Here is an 18,592-nt window from a genome sequence, read left to right as displayed (position 1 = left end):
GCGTCGAATATGGCACTCAGGTCAGAAGCTAAAGCGTCCGCTGACGCCAAACTCACGCGGCGCATTGATCGAGGCGGTGCGATAACCTGAGTCGATGAAAGTGCCGGCTGTAGATTGCAGGCGGAAAGTGCTTGGGCTTACCGAGCGGAGCCGGTCTTGGTCGAGCAGGTTCTTGACGAAAGCGGTCAGCTCCCAACGGTCGTCCTCACTGCGCACCCCAACGAACAGATCGAGCCGAATGTCGGTTGGATAGCGGTAGTTCGACCGCTCCGACGTGAAGGCAGGGCGAATGTTCGCATTGCCACGGATGAATGGCATCACTTGCGCACCTACCGGGAAACGAATTTCTCCATTTAGAGTCGCAGTAAACTCAGGAGAGTCCGACAGAGGACGTCCAAGGCAGGTGGCGGTTTGTGGAAGACCGCTGGTGATGTCTGCCGGAGCGGCCGGTAGTACCGGATTTCCGTTCGCATCGACGATGTTGCAGAATACCGGGCTGGTATATTTTGACTTGGCATAGGCGGCGTTCACGCCCAGATCGATATTGTTCGTCGGCCGGTAGCCAAGCTGCATCTCGATGCCCTTGACGTCCGCGTTGCCGTTGGTCGGAACGGCGATTGTGGTCACGCGGCCGGTCGGCTCAATCGCGAACAGCGCCGGTTCGTAGCTAAGGAAGTTTTTGAACTTCTGATAGAATAGCGCGACGTTGAGAGTCATGCGACGATTGAGAAGACTGGCCTTGGCGCCGAGTTCGAAACCATCGGCGGTTTCGTTCTTCGCCTGCAAATATTGTTGGCCGACCTGCGCTGTCACCGCGACCGCGGGCGGCCCGGGCCGTTGCGTTCGTCCGTAGCTGAAATAGGCGTTTACGTCAGGGTTGATTTCCCAGTTCACATTGGCACCGCCCGACCACAATTTGTTGCGGCTCACGACATGTGAGGAGGTCCCAAGGCCGCAAACACCGTTGGGATCGACGGTGATGAACGGCGAAGATCCAACAGAGTTGAACTTGTAGAAGTTTACCAAGCCGCCCGGTATGAACGGCGAATCAGGCCCGAAGTTGCTGCAGAGCGGCAGGAATGGCGCAGGCGAACCGAAGAAAAATCCGGGGAATCCGCCTCCGGTGATTGGGTTGATGACCGCGAGCTGATCGCGAACGGTCTTGTCGTTGCTATAACGTATGCCGCCGGTGAACTTGATGGCGTCGGTCAGCTGGTAGCCGACAGTGCCAGCAAGGCCCCATCCACGCGACTTGATCGTGAGCTCGACCGATGCACGTTCATAGCAGGCATTGCCCAACGCAAGAATGCAGGTTGGTCCGACTACGCCGGTCGGAGAGAAGGAGTGCTGGTCGGTATGCAGCGGTACGAAATTGCTGTTGTCATGGAAATCCCCCGCAATCGACCAAGTAAAGCGGCTACTATTGTCGGATTCAAGCCGCAGTTCGGCATTGTAATTCTTGAACGACGTGTAAAGGTCCTGGATGGTCGCGAAATTTGGAATGGCGTTCCCGATGTCCTGATCGCGTAGTTGGAACAGGCGTGTGTTCTGATAGCCTAGGTTGGCGACGACTTCGACACCGCCTAGTTCCAGGGTCGAGTTGACGGTGACGATGTCCGACTTGTTGCGGAACTCGAGGGGTCCCTCGATTACGGACTTTCGATCGCCGATCGCCAACGCGGGGCCTGTGCTGTTCGCGCCTACCGTGTTGCCTGGTCCGAACGCTAGGATATAGGGCGTCAGCTTAGCATCGAGATGCTGGTACATAATATATGTCGTCCAGCCCTCCCACGGCCGCAGGCTCAACGAAACGCGACCGCTATAGGTCCGGTTGCGCGATCCCCTCCCCGTTATCGTACTGACCCCCGAAACGGCATTCTTGTCGTAGAGGCCCGAAATGCGGACCGCTATCTTGTCGGAAATCAAAGGGACGGAAACGCCACCCTGGATGTTGACGGCATCTCGGGTGGTGCCCGTCATCTGTGCGTACCCTTCAGCCTCCGTGAAGTTGGCGCGCTTGGTCCCGAACAGGAGCGCCCCGGCAGGCGAAGTGCGCCCACGGAACAGCCCTTGCGGGCCGCGCAGCACTTCTACCTGGCCAAGGTCGTAGATCGCCGTGAACACCGTATTCGCATTGACCGGGATTTCGTTATAGAACACTTCGACAGCAGGGGAGGTGCCACCATCGGGATCAAACGCAATGCCACGCAATGAAGCGGTATTGTTGCGCCCAGTCGTGTTGCTGAGTTCAAGACCGGGCGATAGGTTCTGTAGTTCCTTGGTATCGAATATATTTAATTTCTGAACATCCTCGCCAGTAACAACATCAATCGCCATCGGTGTGTCTTGGATAGTAGTTTCACGGCGCGTGGCCGTAACGATGATGTCATTGCTCGAGGAAATCAAGCTGTCGTTACTCATCGAGTTCTGTGCTTGCTGGGCCTGGGCGAATGCAACGGCCGGCATGACGAGCGCGGAAACTCCGCACGCGAGCGTAACGATACGATTAGCTGAATGCATTCGCATGACCCTCTCCCTGCTACTCGGAGAGGTCACCGGAACATCCGATCCCATGCCTCCCCAATTTCTTGTCAGGCAAGAGAAAAACGTTAGGCACGTGCTTCTGGTCCACGCCAAGCACGTGACTACAGTATCCACCCCTACCTAATGTGATCCTGACTAGATCACCTTTTATGGCCACAGCTTATCAGAGGCGATTAGAACGTCAACTACATTGCGGGAATGTGTCCATGTCATGCGCAAAAACTTGTTGTTGGCCTCACGCGTACCTGTTTGTCGAGACGTTTACCCGCTAGATGGGGGAAAATCACGACCCTGTGGGGCGGCAGCGACCGCGCGAAAGAGCGCCCCGCTATCGTTGAGAATGAACTGGAGAATCTTGCGGCATGCTGAGCGGCGTACAAGATGTCATTCTACTTGCGCGAGCAGTTCCGCCATACGTTTTTTGCCTAAGCCCGGCAATTTGCGGCTGTCGCTCGTAACTTCGGCTTTGTTGACAGGCAGTCCGACCTGAATCAGGCCGACCATGCCCATGGCTGCATGGGGCAGGCATTTGTAGCCATACAGACCGGTCTTGGTGAAGCGCACGACGAGCTTCTGGTTAATCGCGCCCTTGAATGGAACAGCGCCGGACGGAGCAAGCCACGGCACCAGTTCGGCGTTGTGGCCGGCATCCGTGGGTGTGAAAGTTACCGTATCACCGGGCGCAATCTTGAGGAGCGCCGGTTCGAACACCATCGGGGCACCGTCCGCACCTCTGTTCAGCATGCGGACGGCATGATCCTTGGCCGCAGCGGCACTTGCCATCCCCATCAACAATGCTGCTGCGGCCAGAAGCCGCGCCATGTGTGCGCCATATCTGGTTGGCCGCAACCTGCGTGGAACATAGGCGGAGGGAAGACGATCGATCATGCCGCGCCACTAGCATGCCCCCGCCAGGATCGGCCAGTAGGCACATTAGGAAGAATCTTCATAAGGATATGCCGAAAGCTTCGTTCGGTTTGGCGGATGACTTTCCTATTGCCCAGCATGTCAGGGACAGCCGCACCGGCATTTTGCCCATATGTGCATGCGTCCATCATTTCAGCTGCACTGCTTCGGGACGAGTAAGGCTGAGCAAACATTGGGCGATGGGTGAATAAAGATGCTCTCGACTTTTCTGGCCTATCTTCAGTTTAAGCTGGGTGCGGCGTTCGATGGTGCGGGACATGCCATTTCCGACACGTCTTGGAGTGCTCAGCTTCAGGGGTCAGAGCGTTTATGGATGCTGCTTGAAGGCACCCACGTATTAACACTGATGTTGTTTGCCGGATCGATACTGGTCGTTGATCTGCGGTTGCTCGGGGCGATCTTCCGGACCACACCTGTGTCGAAGATCACCGACACGCTGCTGCCCTATACCATCGGCGGCTTCATCGTCATGCTGCTGACTGGAGCCGCATTGTTCTTCGCCAATCCGATCGACTATTATCACAATGTTGTCTTCAGGCTGAAGTTCATCTTCCTCATCGCTGCGGCGGTCAACATCTTCTACTTCCATTATCGCGTGCAGGCCGACCGCGCCGTGTGGGACAATGAGGCCCGACCACCAGCGCATGCGCGCCGCGCGGCCGCCTTTTCACTGACATTATGGATCTGCGTCATCGTGGCAGGGCGGTTCGCGGCCTATGACTGGTTTTCATGCGACAGCGCGCAAGGCTTTGTCGCGGCGGCGGCCCAATGTTCGGATCGTGCCGTGACCCTCGCCTCAATCGAGACGGACCTTGCACGATGAGCCTCAATCTACGTGACCTTGCCCCCTCGATCCAGCCTGCGGCGGAAGCAGTAGCCGATATTCCCTTCATCCGTGCGGTAAATGAAATTGCTTGGATCTTCGCGGTCGTCGAAACGGCGCATCTACTGTTCCTTGCCATATTGGGCGGCGCCGTGCTGGGCCTTAACTTGCGGCTCATGGGGCTGATCCTACCGGACACAAGCAGCCGCGACGTCGAGCGCGCACTGCATCCCTGGTATGTCGCGGGCGTTGTCGGCACGACCGGCACAGGGGTTGCCATGGCGACCACGATGACGCGAACACTGCTGCCGAGCGGCGCCTTCTTCATTAAGATGGTGGCGCTGCTCGCGGCGATCCTGCTCAGCCATGTTGTGCTGCGCCAGGTGCGAACCGGGCGCCTTGCGGTCCGGGAAAACGCCATTCTCGCCTTTGCCCTCGTCCTTTGGGGTGGCAGCCTGCTGCTGTTCGCCAGCACCGAGGGTCTGAATTCGGGAGCCATGCTGATCGGCCTGGCAGGCGCGGGCATATTGGCGGCGGCCAGCCAGCCGCGCCGCCGCCCGGCCATCATCGGCCTGTTCGTTGTGGCATTCAGCGCATGGTTCTTCGCACTTGACGGTTTATCGCCCGGAGGAAACGACCAGTTCGCATCCGGTTGGCTCGGCGGCGCGGTACTCGCCGCGACGGTACTCCCGGCGTTGGGATCCGGCGTTCGCGATATCAAAGCCGGAACTGACCGCACCGACGTTGCGCTGAAGCTGCTCGCATTTGCCTCCACCCTGGCCTGGGTCACGGTTGCGGCGGCAGGCAGGTGGATCGGCTTTAGCTGACAGCACTTCAAGAATCCTGATCGAGCTTTAAGGCGGGGCATGTCAATGCAGCCGCCTTTCTCGTCGTTCCTGTGAATATATTCCGTCTAATTCCAATTCCGTCATAAAGGTAGAACGACAAGTTGGTTCTTACCAATCATCCTCACCCCTATCGCAGCGCAACGTCCATAATAAATCTAGGGGCACTAAATGATCTTGATTTCGCGCATTCGGGGCATCCTCTTTTGCACTTCGGCATCTCTGCTTTCAGTTAGCGGAGCAGCGACTGCTCAATCGGCGCCACAGTCTGTAGCAGCGCAGGACGGCGTCGCCCTGCTCGACCGCGCGAAAGTGGATGCGCTGCTGACCCAGCCGGACAAGGTCCTTTTCATCGACGTACGGCGCGCCGATGAAATCAGCGCCATTGGAGGCTTGCCCGTCTACCTTAATATTCAGCTCTCGGAACTTGGCCGCTTAAGCTCTTTCATTCCGCGCAATCGTCAACTGGTTACGGTATCCAACCATGCTGGGCGTGCGAAGAAGGCAGCGGCGCTGCTGACGCAGGCGGGCTTTAACGTCGCTGGCGCTGTGGGCGTGGAGGATTATGCCGCGCAGGGCGGCTTCCTTTCGGGTAAGAAGGTGGTGGCCCTGGCCATCCCTAATGTGTTGGCGGCGGACACCCGCGTCGATGTGGTCCGGGAAGGTTTCGAAGGCACCGAGGGGCCAGTCCTGTTGAAGGACGGCTCGCTCCTCTTCACGGAAAATCGAGCGGACCGGATCGTGCGGATCGCGCCGGACAACAGCGTATCGACCTATCTGGAAAAGACCGGATCGGCCAATGCGCTAGCGGTGAACGCCGCAGGCGATTTGCTGGCGGTGCAAACCGCTCCCTCCGCCATCGCCGTGCTCCAGCCCAAGGCCAAGCCGCTCGCCACCGCCTATGCGGGAAAGCCCTTCAACCGGCCCAATGATCTCGCCGTCGCGCGCAGCGGCAATATCTATTTCACCGATCCGGGCGCGGCGCCTCAACCCGGCGCAGCGCCTGCAAAGACCGGCCTCTACCGGCTCGACAGGCATGGCAAGGTATCGCTGATTGCGGATGATATTCGTCGCCCTAATGGCGTCGCGCTCAGTCCCGATGAAAAGACGCTCTATGTCGCCAACACCGCTGGCGAAGCGCTGATCGCCTATAGCGTTGCCGCCGATGGTAGCGTGTCCAATCGGCGCGACTTCGCCAAGCTCGCCGGGTTCAAAGACACGCCGAACGGCCCGAGCAGCGGCGCGGACGGCATCACCGTGGATACGGACGGCCGCGTCTATGTCGCGACCAGCGCAGGTGTGCAGGTGTTCGGCCCCGATGGCTCAGCGCTTGGTATCATCTCCCTGCCCCGCGCGCCGCAGAACCTGGCCTTTGGCGGCAAGGATCGCTCACAACTCTATGTCGTGGGTCGCGGCGCGGTCTATCGCATCGCCACCCTGACCCATGGGGTCGATCGCCCGGGTAAATAGGCGCCCGCTCGACCTATCTCTTCATTTCAGGATCACATCATGTTTATCACCAACACGCAGCCCTCTGCGCGCGGCGCGGCCCTGCTATGCACGGCGCTTCTCCTCTCCACAGCAACCGTAGCCTATGCGGCAGTTCCCGCAGCGGAGGCGGACGCGGCCGTAGACGGCGCGGCCGAAGCCATTGTCGTCACGGCCCGCAACCGCGACGAAGATATCAACGACGTACCCATTCCAATCTCGGTCGTCAGCGGCGAGACCATCGCTCAGCAGCGTGTCTTTACCATCGCCGACCTGACCCAGCGCGCGCCCGGCCTCACGGCCACCACCCCCAACGCTCGCCGCACTGGCGTGTCGCTGCGCGGCATCGGGCGGACCAGCGGCAATGACAATATGGAAGCGGCCGTCGGCGTCATCGTCGACGATGTCTTCCTCGGCCATGTCGGCATGACCTACCAGGACTTCACCGACCTTCAGCAGGTCGAGATATTGCGCGGCCCACAGGGGACGCTGCTCGGCAAGAACACCTCGCTCGGCGTGCTAAAATATACTAGCAAGCTGCCTTCCTTCACGCCCGAAGCCGTGATCGAGGCGGAAGGCGGGCTTTCCACACCCTCGTTCAAGGCGCGCGGCTCGTACAGCAACTCGCTGGTTGATGACGTGCTGGCGTTCCGCGTGTCCTTCTTCGTCGACAAGCAGCAGGGCGATATCGAGAACGTCAACACGCGCGGCGGCCACTGGCATGAGCGTGACCGCTGGGGCGGCCGAGCGCAATTGCTGTTCAAGCCTAGCGACAATTTCTCGCTGCGCCTCAACTTTGATTCCGCCGAGACGAACGAAAACAGCAATACTAAGCCATTCATAGTCGATCCCGCGACGCTGAACGACAAATCCGTGCGCACGACGACCTACAGCAGCCGTCTCGCACGAAGCTATTTCGGCGGCTACACGCCGATCATAGGGTCGTGGCGCACCATCGACATGGATCAGGCCGAACCGCTTATCACCCGTAATCGCGGCGGGTCCATCATTGCGACGTGGGACACAGGGCCGGTCGAGCTGAAGTCGATCTCGGCCTATCGCACTTTCCATTTCGACGCGAAAAATGACAGCGAGCAGACCCGCTTCGCCATCGCGCGCGGTGGGACGCTGGTGGACACGGAGCAGTTCTCGCAGGAATTCCGTCTCTCGGGCGCGCTGACGCCGTCGATCCAATATCAGGCAGGGCTCTATTTCTTCCGTATCGAAACGGATTCCACCAGCCGCAATCTTTATGGAACCGACGCGGGCGCCTTCTACGCCACCAATGCGCAGTATAATGCTCTGGCTAATTCCGCTGCTGGCCGCGAGTTGCTGCGAGCGTCGTTGGCGAACATCTTCGCTTTCTCGAACCAGAAGCCAGTGTCGGACAGCCAGGCGGCCTTCGCACAGGGGGACTGGAAGGTCACTGATCGCATATCGATCACCGCAGGTATTCGCTACACGCGTGAGCAGAAAAAGAACAACATAACGCGTACGTCTTTCCGTGCAGACGGGGCGCCGCTTGTTTCAACCGGCAATGCCACGGCAGACGCCATCCGCAGCGCACAGATCGGCACGGATTTCGCCACGATCACCGGTGACTCCATCGATGACGATGCCATCGCGTGGCTGATCAACCCGAGCTACAAGTTGACGGACGACGTGCTCCTCTATGCCTCAGCCAGCGGCGGCGGGAAGTCGGGCGCGGTGGCGTTCGAAAATAACGGCACCCGCCGCAACGTGAAGCCGGAAAAGACGACCGACTTCGAACTCGGTCTTAAGGGGCAGTTCGGACCGCTGACCCTGAACCTCAATGCCTACTATACCAAGGTTCGGGACTATCAGAATGTCACGAGCGAGGTCGATCCGTCATCATCGACCGGCTACAGTTCGCGCCTCGGCAACATTCCGGGCGTGAAAGCGCGCGGCGTGGAGTTCGACGCGGCACTTGCCTTGCTCGACGGGCTCAGCCTCACACTGGGCGGCGCTTACAACAAGGCGACCTATTCCGATTGGTCGACCGCAACCTGCCCGCGTTCCTACCCGACCAGCGTTGCCTTCTGCAACAACACAGGCCGCCAAGTCGTAGGCGCGCCGCGTTGGACGATCATCACCGGCTTCAACTATGTCGGCGACATTGGCAACTCGGGCTGGGCGATCCACGCTTTTGCCAATAATAGTTATCGGTCGCGCCACAATCTGGAACAGCTACTGTCCGACTATGGCTGGCAAAAGGGTTATAATCTGACCGACGCCGGCATCGGCATCATCCGCGATCATGGCGGGGCCAAGACTGAACTCAGCGTCGTCGCCAAAAACGTCTTCGACACCCGCTATACCACCAGCGTCAACGATTTCAGCAACACCGCGCCGGTTGGCTACGACGGCATCGGCGCCCGCCGCTATGTCGGCGCACTTCTCCGCACGCAGTTTTAAAGGAGGATTAATGGCACATCATCACTGCCGCGCCATTGCGGTTGCCGCGCTGATAGCGACAGCGGGCGGATGGGCGACGCAAAGCATCGCCCATCACGCCTTCGCGGCGGAGTTCGACTCCGCCAAGCCGCTGGCGATCCAGGGCACCGTTACCAAGGCACGCTTCGTCAATCCGCACAGCTGGATCTATCTTGACGTCAAGAACAAGGACGGCTCGGTCACCAATTGGGGCTTCGAATTCGGCACGCCAAGCTCGCTTCGCACCAATGGCCTCAGCAAAGAAGATGTGAAGCCAGGCACCAATATCCGCATAGGCGGCTATCGCGCGAAGAATGGCGGCCCGTTCGGCTATGCCGCTACGATCACGCTCGACAATGGCCGCAAGGTGCAGACCGGCAGCGCGCCTGATGCACCGGTGAGGCGTTGAAGATGGCACAGTTGATCATGAAAGCGCGGCGCCTCGCCGCCGCAACGGCGCTGTTGGCAATCGCCTTTGCGGGGCTAGCGGCGGACGCACAGACTGACCAAATTCCCCGCCGCGCCGATGGGCACCCCGATTTTTCCGGCATCTGGCAGACGTTGAGCGAAGCCGATTATGACCTGGAGCCCCATGCGGGTCGCCGGGATGCGCCCCCCGGACCGGGTGTGGTGGAAGGCGGGGCCATCCCCTACCGCCCCGAAGCGCTCGCCCAGAAGCAGCGCAACTTCGCCAAGCGGGAAAAGGATGACCCGCGCCTCAAATGCTGGGTCGCCGGAACGCCGCGCGGCATCTATTACCCCGCGCCTTTCCAAATCTTCCAGCGCGACAGCGACCTGACGCTTGTCCACCAGTTCGGCCATCAGGTCCGAACCATCTTCACCAACGGCACCGGCCACCAGACCGAATCCGACGACGGCTATTATCTGGGAGACTCCCGCGCCAAATGGGAGGGCGACACGCTGGTCGTTGACGTCATCGGATTCAACGAGGAAACCTGGCTCGACCGCGCCGGCAATTATCACAGCGATGCGCTCCATGTAGTCGAGCGCTGGAGCTACGCCGACAAGGACACGATCAGTTACCGCGCGACGATCGAGGACCCCAAGGTCTTCACCAAACCCTGGACGATCGAACTGCTGCTCAACCGCCGCCGCGACAAGAATTTCCAGCTGATCGAGGATTATTGCTTCACCCTGCCCTATGAGCAGGCTTATCCACACAAGGAGGTCAAATGAGACCGAGCAAACTGGCACTTTGCGTTTTCCTGGCGTTCTCGCCCGAGGCCAATGCGCAAGCACCCCAAGCCCCAGGCAATGGCGGCGGCATCCGCTGGCAGAAAGAGGTTCCCGTCATCGCGTCAGGCGCGTGGACCGGGGCCAAGCTCGCGGACGGCCAGCCGGATATTTCCGGGTTCTATTCCAATACCATATCCAATCACAGCAACTTCACCGACCCGCAGGCCGGCCCCCCCGGCGAACCATCCAACGTGGCGAACCTGCCCCGCAACCAGCGCGCGCCCAGCCGCGTGACCGACCCGGCGGATGGGCAGATCCCCTATCTGCCTGCCGCTCGCGCACTTCAGGAGGATTTCGCCAGGAACTTCCCTGAACCCAACAAGCCCCGCTACATCGAGCCGCTGGCGCGCTGCGCCCCGGCCGGTGCGCCGAAATCCTACATGTGGCATGGTTTCGAAGTCCGGCAATTTCCAAACTATGTCGTCTTCCTGTTCGATTCAGGTACGCGCATCATCCCGCTCGACAATCGCCCCCATCTGCCCAGCGCGATCAAATTGTGGAACGGAGATTCGCGCGGCCATTGGGACGGCAACACGCTGGTGGTCGATGTCCAGAACCAGAATGGCAAAGCGCTGTTCGGCCGCTACGGCGACTATATCAGCGAAAATGGCCGTGTGATGGAACGCTATATCTTTGACGCCAAGGGTGGCGGTTTCAACTATGTCGCCACCTTCACCGACCCCTCCGTCTATTCCCGGCCATGGACCGCGACCATTCCGGTTAAGCGTTATACCGAAACCGATAAGCCTGACGGCTGGCATTATGATGTGAAGCCCGCTAACCGTCCGGGCCAGCCTCTATTAAATGAGCGTGTGGAGAGGGTCTGCGTCGAAAATAACGGCCCGTTCGGCGGCGGTGCTGTTGGTGTTCCCTCGGACCAACCGGTGATCGCCCGCTAAGCATCGTTCCGCTTTCCTTCCACCCTAGTCGGCACCTGCGCCGGTCAGCTGTGTTTCATCCTGGACCTTCCCGTCATGCCTCCAAGCTCGTTCCGTCTTCTCTTCACCACCATGATGGCGAGCGCCTTTCTGCCGGTCGCCGCGCATGGGGCCGAGGCAGCCGATACCGCCGCGATCCTGGTCACGGGCCATGTCGATGCGGCCATCCTGACGCAGCCAAACTCGACGGGCAGCAGGCTCGGCCTCACGCCGCTGGAAACGCCCGCTACCATAACGACGCTCGACGGCAGCGCCATCCGCGCGCGCGGCGACCAATCCATTGCCGAAGCCGTCAGCCGCGCGCCAGGCATCAGCAACGCCGCCAATCTCGGCAACGGCAACACCAGCCTGTCCGCGCGCGGGTTCACGGGACAAGGATCGGTGCTGCAACTGGTAGATGGCGTCCGCCTGTTTCCCGCTGCGGGCACGATCACCTTCCCCACCGATCCGTGGATGATCGAGCGTATCCACATTCTCTCTGGTCCCGCGTCGGTCCTCTATGGCCAAGGCGCGCTTGGCGGCGCGGTCAATGTGATACCCCGTGAACCGGGCGAGGACCGCACCAGCATCGACGCTGAAATCGGCTATGGGTCGCAGGACAGCTTCCACGCTGCGGTCGGCATGGGCGGCCCGTTAACCGACGGGATCTTCTATCGCGCCGACATTAGCTATCGCCAATCCGACGGCTATGTCGATCGCGGCCGTTCCCGCAGCCTGGCGCTATCCGGAACACTCCGGTGGAAGCCGGTCGATACTTTCGCCATGACCCTGCGCCACGATTATGGCGACCAGCGCCCGATGCGTTATTTCGGCACCCCGTTGATCGATGGGGAGATCGATGATCGGATCGTGCGGAATAATTATAATGTGTCGGACGGCGCGGCGCGCTTCAAGGACAATCGTACGACGCTTCAACTAGATTGGCGGCTCAGCGATGCCGTCACGATCAGCAATCAGGTCTATCGTCTCACCAGCAAGCGTTTCTGGCGCAATCTTGAAAGCTATTGCTGGGTGGCTGAGGATGGTTTCTGTCCCAATGGCCATATTGGCGATGCGTCGACGCCGGGCAGCATCTACCGGGCAGACAATATCGGCATCGTCCACGATCAGACGCAATGGGGAAGCCAGGGCAGCGTAGTGTTTCACTCCCCGCTGTCGGACGTGATCGCGAACGACCTTGTCTTCGGCTATGATCTCAACTCGGTCCGCCTCGTCTATTCGCATGATTTCGGATCGGACCCGCAAGTCAGCCCGGTCAATCCCTATGAATACAATCCCGGCCTGTTCTTCGACACGCAAGGCATTGCGCCGCGTTACCGCACGGCCACGCGCGAATATGCATTCTTCGCCGAAAATCGGCTGAAGCTTAGCGATGCTTTCTCCATCGTGGGCGGCATCCGGTATGAACATGACCGGGTCAAGCGCTGGACGATCGACGCCACGGGGGCGGAAACGGCTGCCTTTACCAAGCGGTTGGCAAACACCACGTGGCGCATCGGGGCGGTCTACCAACCTCGTCCCGACGTCTCGCTCTACGCGCAATATTCGACCGGCGTCGATCCGCTGGGTACGCTCACCACCTATTCGGGCGGCCAAGTCGCCTTCAGCCATGCCAAGGGCGATCAAGTGGAGATCGGCGCAAAGGCATCCTTCCTCGATGGGCGCGGATCGGCCACCATCGCCGCCTACCGCATCGTCAAGAAGGGTCTGCTTGCACAGCGCACGCCGACCGGCCCGATCGATCAGGTCGGGCAGCGATCGACCAAGGGCGTAGAGGCATCCGTCTCGCTCGATCTGCGCGACGGCTTCGGCATCGAGGCGAACGGCGCCATTCTCGACGCGCGGTTGGACGACTTCGTGTCGGGTGACGAGGACTATGGGGGCAACACACCGCCAAACATCCCCGAGCGCACCGCCAATCTCTGGTTGCGGTGGGACGCGGTCACACAAATCCAGGTGCGCGGCGGCCTGCGCTATGTGGGGCCGAACTGGTCCGACAATGGCAACCGCTTCCGCATTCCGGGTTATGTAACGATCGATGCCAGCCTGTCCTATGCGCTGGCGCCGTCAATCGCAGTCGACCTGCGCCTTTTCAATCTCACGGGCAAGCGCTACGCCGTCACCAGCTATAATGACGAACAATGGATATTGGGCAGGCCGCGATCAGTCGATGTGACGCTGCGCGCCGCACTCTAGAGCATGGTTCCGGCCCGGCAATTCTATCGCTGGCTTTTCCTGGTCCATCGCTGGATCGGGATCGGCAGCTGCCTGCTTTTCTGCATCTGGTTCCTGTCGGGACTGGTCATGCTCCATATTCCCTACCCATCATTGTCTTTGAAAGACCGCCTGACGAGGGCAGCGCCGATAGAATGGTGGCAGGTTGACCAGCCGCCGCCACCGGACATGGCCGGGGCGGCACGCCTGGACCTGCTGATGCGTGACAGCGTGCCGGTGTGGCGGGCGGAGCGGCCGGACGGCAGTTGGGCCAGCGCACCCGCACGGCGGGGCGTCAGCCTGACCCCGGTCGATGGGAGCTTCGCCAGACGCGTGGCGGAGCGTTTTGCCCGGCTGGACGCAAAACGCGCGCGCCCAATAGAACGCGACCAATGGACAGTGGCAGGCGGCTTCAATGCTCACCGGCCGCTGTGGAAGGTCGAGATGAATGATCCTGCCAGGACGGTCATCTATGTCTCTTCCGCGACGGGCGAGCCGGTGCAACGCACGACAGGATCGCAGCGTTTGTGGAATTGGGTGGGCTCAGTTCCGCACTGGATCTATCCCACGCTGCTGCGCCAACATGCGCAGGGATGGCGGCAAGTGGTCCTTTGGGTGTCGGGTCCCTGTATTGCGGCTGCCCTGAGCGGCATTTGGGTTGGACTGATGCGCGCCCGGATCGGGCAGCGGCGCTTTCCGGGCGGGCGCATGACGCCTTACCGGGGCTGGATGCTCTGGCATCATATTGCAGGCCTGGCCGGCGGGCTGTTCCTGTTGACATGGATATTCAGCGGCTGGCTCTCGGTGGATCCCGGCAGCATCTTTGCGAGCAAGGCTTCGGACCAAACGGGTCAGCATTATGCCGCTGGAGCTGCTCCGGACAGCGCGTCACTCGATCGCCTGCGCGACAGGGCGCCACTGGCCGCCATGGTAAGAGTCCAGCGCAATGCGGGCCTCGCGACAGCCACCATACTACCAGCCAGTGGTCCGGCCGAGACCTGGTTACTAGCTTCTACGCGGCCCGCGCCCTTATCCACCCGCACCATCATCGCCGCCGCCGCGTCGCTTGTCCCAGAAGGACGGATGACCGAAGCGCAGCTGCTGCGCACGGCTGATGCCTACTGGTACAGCGTCACCGGCGATGTTCAGCTTCCAGTGCTGCAGCTGCGCTTCGGCGACATCCGCCACACCTGGCTCTATCTCGATCCCCGTACCGGCGAATTGCTGGCGCGAATGGATGAGCGCCGCCGCGCCTATCGCTGGCTCTTCGACATGCTGCACCGCTGGGATGTTGGGCTGTTGATCCGCAACGCCCCGGCGCGCGTCCTGCTGATCTGGATGGGCTCGCTGATTGGCCTTGTCACTTCTGCAAGCGGGCTGGTCATCGGTTGGCGCCGACTTACCCGCCGCAAGTCGATGAAGGTCAAAAGCCGTCCGGCAAAGGCGGCGGCGGCGCTTCAAGTTCCGGTTTGAACGTTAGGTGGCAGGCGACACATTGTTCGTCGATCCGGTCACCGGCCTTTTGAAGCGCGGCGAAATCCTTGCGCTCGGCGGCATCCGCGCTAGCGCTGGCGGCCGCCCTGAACGACATCAGATGCTTGTCCCATTCAGTGCCCGGAATGCTATTGGCCGAAAGTTCCAATGCATAGCTCAGCTGCTGCAGTGTCAGCGCGTCGCTTTCCGCATTTTCCCAGTCGTCGTCGCTCACGGGCTTGCCGGAGTGCTCGCCATCCTTGCCGATTTCCAGCGCAGTCCATTGCCAGAGCTGCTCTGCGTTGCGCTGCATGACATGGCGCATGAACTCGTTGATCGGCAGCTGTGTCTCTTCGTCGTGCTGAGCGCTCGCAACTGTGGCGGCTGCAGCCAAACATGCCAGCACCCCTGTAACCAGCGTCATCTTCATTTGAATCCGGCCTTCGTGATGGAATGCGTTCAGCCGCCTCTTAGGGTGACGTGCCGCCGATTCAACGAAGGAAACCGACATTAGATATTCTCGCAGCGTCTAAAGGAGAACTGTAGTTCGACGGAAAGGCGACGCTATAAAGTCTGCATTTCTCGGCAGAATTCAAGGAATTCGAGGGCCTCACATCCGTCCATTGAGCGACGCGCTCGAACAACCAAGGCTCTTGTCAATCGAATGTTTCTCAATCAATAAAGTTGAGTAATAAGGCTACCCTTCCTTGGATGCTTGACGATGCGTGACAGGGGAACAAGGTGAAGCATCAACAGGAGCATCGGCGTTTGGCATTCCACGCTTTCGGGCCGTTCCGGCACGGAGGGACACTGTGAACTTCCAGCAACTCCGCTACGTCCGGACGGCGATCCAGCATAATCTGAACCTGACCGAGGTTGCGAACCGTCTGTGCACATCGCAGTCCGGCGTCAGTAAGCAGATCAAGGAATTGGAAGCCGAGCTGAAGGTGGATATTTTCGTCCGGCGCGGAAAGCGCTTGACCGGCCTCACAAAGGCCGGGGAAAATGCCGCGCAGTTGATCGACAAGCTGCTGAACCAGGCGGATAATCTGAAGCGCCTGTCCGAACAGTTCGTGCAGGAAGACAAGGGACGGCTGGTCGTCGCGACCACGCACAATCAGGCCAATTACGTGCTGCCGCCTGTCCTCTTGCGATTCAGCGAGCGCTTCCCCGAGGTCGAGATCGAACTGCGCCAGGGCACGCCGCGCTATGTGGTGGAACAGGTGTTGCGCGGCGAAGCCGACATCGGCATCGCAACCGAAGCTGTGGACGATGTTCCCGAGCTTCAGACCTACCCCTGCTTCAGCTGGGAGCATGTGGTTATCGTGCCATCCGATCACCCGCTGACAAGGGCCGCGCATGTGTCGCTGGCCGACACAGCCCGCTATCCGATCATAACCTATAATCCGGAATTTTCCGGCCGCTCGCAGATCAACGACGCCTTTGAACAGGCGGGAATAGAGCCCGACATAAGGCTGACCGCGATGGATGCCGACGTCATCAAGACCTATGTCCGGTTAGGCATGGGCGTCGGCATCGTTTCGCAAATGGCTGTAAGCAACGGGCCGGGCGAGTTCCTGACTGTCGTGCCCGGATCAAGCAGCTTCTTCGATGCCAGCGTGACCAAGATAGCGACGCTCAAGGGCTCGCTGCTGCGCAACTATGCCTATCAACTGATGGAGATGCTTGCCCCCCATCTGGATGCGGCGGTGCTGTCGGGCGCAAAGCGCCGCCCCGCCCTGGATCGCAAAGCGCCGCTGCTGAGCTTTGCCGACCGCGCCGATCTGCAAGGCGCGCGCTTTGGCGCGTCATACATCTTATCCTCTAACCCTCCGTCGCGAGTGACATGACATGAACAGTATCAGCAGACGGCAATTCGTCAGCGCAGCGACGGCCATGCTCGCCGCTGCGCCGGCCTTGGTACGCGCATCGACGGTCCGCCTGCCCTTCGACAATGGCGAACGCCCGCTGGTGCAGCTGCCGCAGAAGCGCCCGCTGATCGGCCTCACCATGCGTCCACCGCAGCTGGAAACGCCATTCGAGATTTTCAATCAAGGGCTGCTGACGCCGAACGATGCTTTCTTCGTGCGTTACCACCTGTCCGGCTTGCCCACCACCATCGACACCACCACTTTCCGCCTCACCATCGGAGGTCACGTCGGCAAGCCCCTGTCGCTGTCCCTTGCATCACTGAAGCGAGACTTTCCGCGTCAGGAGATCGTCGCGGTCAACCAATGTTCAGGAAACAGCCGCGGCTTTTCCGATCCGCGCGTCGGCGGCGGCCAGTTGGGCAACGGCGCGATGGGCAATGCCCGCTGGACAGGCGTGTCGCTAAAGGCGCTGCTGGATTGCGCTGGAGTGAGAGAAGGCGCCCGGCAGGTCACCTTCGATGGCCTCGACGCGCCGCCAGTCGATAGCATTCCCGATTTCGTAAAGGCGCTGGATATCGACCATGCCCGCGATGGCGAGGTGATGGTCGCCTGGGCCATGAACGGCGCCGATCTGCCTTTCCTTAACGGCTATCCGCTGCGGCTGATCGTGCCCGGCTATTACGGCACTTACTGGATCAAGCATCTGCACGAGATCAATGTCGTCGATGCTCATTATGACGGCTATTGGATGAAGACCGCTTATCGTATCCCCGACAACGACTGCAATTGCGTCGTGCCTGGACAGAAGCCCGACAAGACCAAGCCGATCGGCCGCTTCAACATTCGCTCCTTTGTAACGAGCCACAAGGACGGGGAGACCGTCCGCGCTGGCAGTCCTGTCGCCTTTCGAGGGATCGCGTTCAACGGCGGCAGCGGCATCGCCGGTGTTGAGCTGTCGCTCGACAATGGCGCAAGCTGGAAGGAAGCGCGGCTTGGCGAAGACCTGGGCCGATACTCCTTCCGCGAATGGACCTTTACGGATGCACTTCCGGCCGGCGAGCATGGCATTCAGGTGAGAGCCGTCGGCCAGGATGGCGAAGCACAACCTGCGTCGCCGCGTTGGCAACCCGCAGGCTACATGCGAAACGCCATCGAAACCATAATGGTGCGCGCAGCATGACCCGCAAACCTGTCCTGCTCGTCCTTTGCGCAGGTGCGCTCGCCGCCGCCACGTCCGGCCGTCCGCGCGAATATCAGCTGCCATCCGACGATGTGCCCGGCACCCTCGCAGGTGCCCGAGGCGAGGTGATCGTCAACAACTGCATGGGCTGTCATTCACTGGACTACATCACCAGCCAGCCGCGCGGCAAAGGCCCGCAATTCTGGCGCGACGCAGTCAACAAGATGATCAATGTCTATGGCGCGCCGGTCGATCCTGCCGAAGTGGACGCGCTGACCGCAGCGCTGCAGCAATCCCACGGCTGATCCAGCCGCCAATCCGAAGGGGACGATCAAGTCACGGGCGACATGCTGATCATCGAAAGCCGGGCAAAATCAGGACGCCCGGCAACGTTGGAAGGTGTACTCGCAGTCAGCGCGGATGCGGGCTTCACGGCGAGGGCAACCATTGCGCGACTGCCGTCGGCTAGGACCAGTCCCCCGCCGGGTCAGCCCTTCCGCCGCGCGCAAAAAGAAGGATCAGCCGAGGCAGGCTGCGGTCTTATCAGCGTTCTCGCGACCATGCGCTTGTCAGGGTAT

At 60.5% G+C, this 18,592-nt stretch carries 15 protein-coding genes; 12 read left to right on the top strand and 3 right to left on the bottom strand.

Annotation, left to right across the window (positions count from 1 at the left end; genetic code table 11):
- Positions 1 to 21: 21 nt before the first annotated feature.
- Both ACYU8T_RS16235 and ACYU8T_RS16230 read right to left on the bottom strand, forming a co-directional pair.
- Positions 22 to 2,526, bottom strand: a complete 2,505-nt coding sequence (locus ACYU8T_RS16235) for a TonB-dependent receptor (protein ID WP_461160294.1) — start codon at positions 2,524 to 2,526, stop codon at positions 22 to 24.
- A gap of 402 nt (positions 2,527 to 2,928) precedes the next feature.
- A complete protein-coding gene (locus ACYU8T_RS16230; RefSeq protein WP_461160293.1) occupies positions 2,929 to 3,366 on the bottom strand; it encodes a pseudoazurin in 438 nt (145 codons plus the stop codon).
- A gap of 298 nt (positions 3,367 to 3,664) precedes the next feature.
- Between ACYU8T_RS16230 and ACYU8T_RS16225 the strand changes: the two genes are divergently transcribed.
- From ACYU8T_RS16225 to ACYU8T_RS16185, 9 genes are all read left to right on the top strand, one after another.
- Positions 3,665 to 4,294, top strand: coding sequence for a DUF6644 family protein (locus tag ACYU8T_RS16225; RefSeq protein ID WP_461160292.1), 630 nt, complete (start codon positions 3,665 to 3,667; stop codon positions 4,292 to 4,294).
- Positions 4,291 to 5,121 (top strand): DUF6644 family protein, encoded by an 831-nt coding sequence (locus ACYU8T_RS16220; protein WP_461160291.1) that lies wholly within the window; start codon positions 4,291 to 4,293, stop codon positions 5,119 to 5,121. Before ACYU8T_RS16225 ends, ACYU8T_RS16220 begins: the two co-directional genes overlap by 4 nt.
- 189 nt (positions 5,122 to 5,310) lie before the next feature.
- Positions 5,311 to 6,609 (top strand): SMP-30/gluconolactonase/LRE family protein, encoded by a 1,299-nt coding sequence (locus ACYU8T_RS16215; protein WP_461160290.1) that lies wholly within the window; start codon positions 5,311 to 5,313, stop codon positions 6,607 to 6,609.
- Positions 6,610 to 6,648: 39 nt separating this feature from the next.
- On the top strand, positions 6,649 to 9,063 hold the full coding sequence (locus ACYU8T_RS16210) for a TonB-dependent receptor (RefSeq protein ID WP_461160289.1): 2,415 nt from the start codon (positions 6,649 to 6,651) through the stop codon (positions 9,061 to 9,063).
- Between the two features lie 10 nt (positions 9,064 to 9,073).
- A complete protein-coding gene (locus ACYU8T_RS16205; RefSeq protein ID WP_461160288.1) occupies positions 9,074 to 9,490 on the top strand; it encodes a DUF6152 family protein in 417 nt (138 codons plus the stop codon).
- A gap of 2 nt (positions 9,491 to 9,492) precedes the next feature.
- Entirely contained in the window at positions 9,493 to 10,278 is a 786-nt protein-coding gene (locus ACYU8T_RS16200; protein ID WP_461160287.1) for a hypothetical protein, read from the top strand.
- Positions 10,275 to 11,237: a hypothetical protein gene (locus ACYU8T_RS16195; protein WP_461160286.1), complete on the top strand. Its 963-nt coding sequence runs from the start codon at positions 10,275 to 10,277 to the stop codon at positions 11,235 to 11,237. Before ACYU8T_RS16200 ends, ACYU8T_RS16195 begins: the two co-directional genes overlap by 4 nt.
- Before the next feature lie 114 nt (positions 11,238 to 11,351).
- A complete protein-coding gene (locus ACYU8T_RS16190; protein ID WP_461160285.1) occupies positions 11,352 to 13,472 on the top strand; it encodes a TonB-dependent receptor in 2,121 nt (706 codons plus the stop codon).
- Positions 13,473 to 13,475: 3 nt separating this feature from the next.
- Positions 13,476 to 14,963 (top strand): PepSY domain-containing protein, encoded by a 1,488-nt coding sequence (locus ACYU8T_RS16185; RefSeq protein WP_461160284.1) that lies wholly within the window; start codon positions 13,476 to 13,478, stop codon positions 14,961 to 14,963.
- On the opposite strand, the gene ACYU8T_RS16180 is transcribed toward ACYU8T_RS16185, so the two are convergent.
- Entirely contained in the window at positions 14,914 to 15,393 is a 480-nt protein-coding gene (locus ACYU8T_RS16180; protein ID WP_461160283.1) for a hypothetical protein, read from the bottom strand. The two genes, ACYU8T_RS16185 and ACYU8T_RS16180, sit on opposite strands and share 50 nt — an antisense overlap.
- 382 nt (positions 15,394 to 15,775) lie before the next feature.
- Here ACYU8T_RS16180 and ACYU8T_RS16175 point away from each other — a divergent pair, with 382 nt between their 5' ends.
- From ACYU8T_RS16175 to ACYU8T_RS16165, 3 genes are read left to right on the top strand one after another with little or no spacing between them, the layout of a single operon-like run.
- Positions 15,776 to 16,813, top strand: a complete 1,038-nt coding sequence (locus ACYU8T_RS16175) for a LysR substrate-binding domain-containing protein (RefSeq protein ID WP_461160282.1) — start codon at positions 15,776 to 15,778, stop codon at positions 16,811 to 16,813.
- A 1-nt stretch (position 16,814) separates the two neighbouring features.
- Complete coding sequence (gene sorA, locus ACYU8T_RS16170) at positions 16,815 to 18,014, top strand: SorA family sulfite dehydrogenase catalytic subunit (RefSeq protein ID WP_461160281.1); 1,200 nt, start codon at positions 16,815 to 16,817, stop codon at positions 18,012 to 18,014.
- Positions 18,011 to 18,319, top strand: coding sequence for a cytochrome C (locus ACYU8T_RS16165; protein WP_461160280.1), 309 nt, complete (start codon positions 18,011 to 18,013; stop codon positions 18,317 to 18,319). The genes sorA and ACYU8T_RS16165 overlap by 4 nt, the downstream gene beginning before the upstream one ends.
- Positions 18,320 to 18,592 lie beyond the last annotated feature (273 nt).

The sequence above is a fragment of the Sphingobium sp. TomMM35A genome, assembly GCF_054771735.1.
Note: the sequence above shows the minus strand (reverse complement) of the source record. Positions and strands in the feature narration are given on the sequence as shown.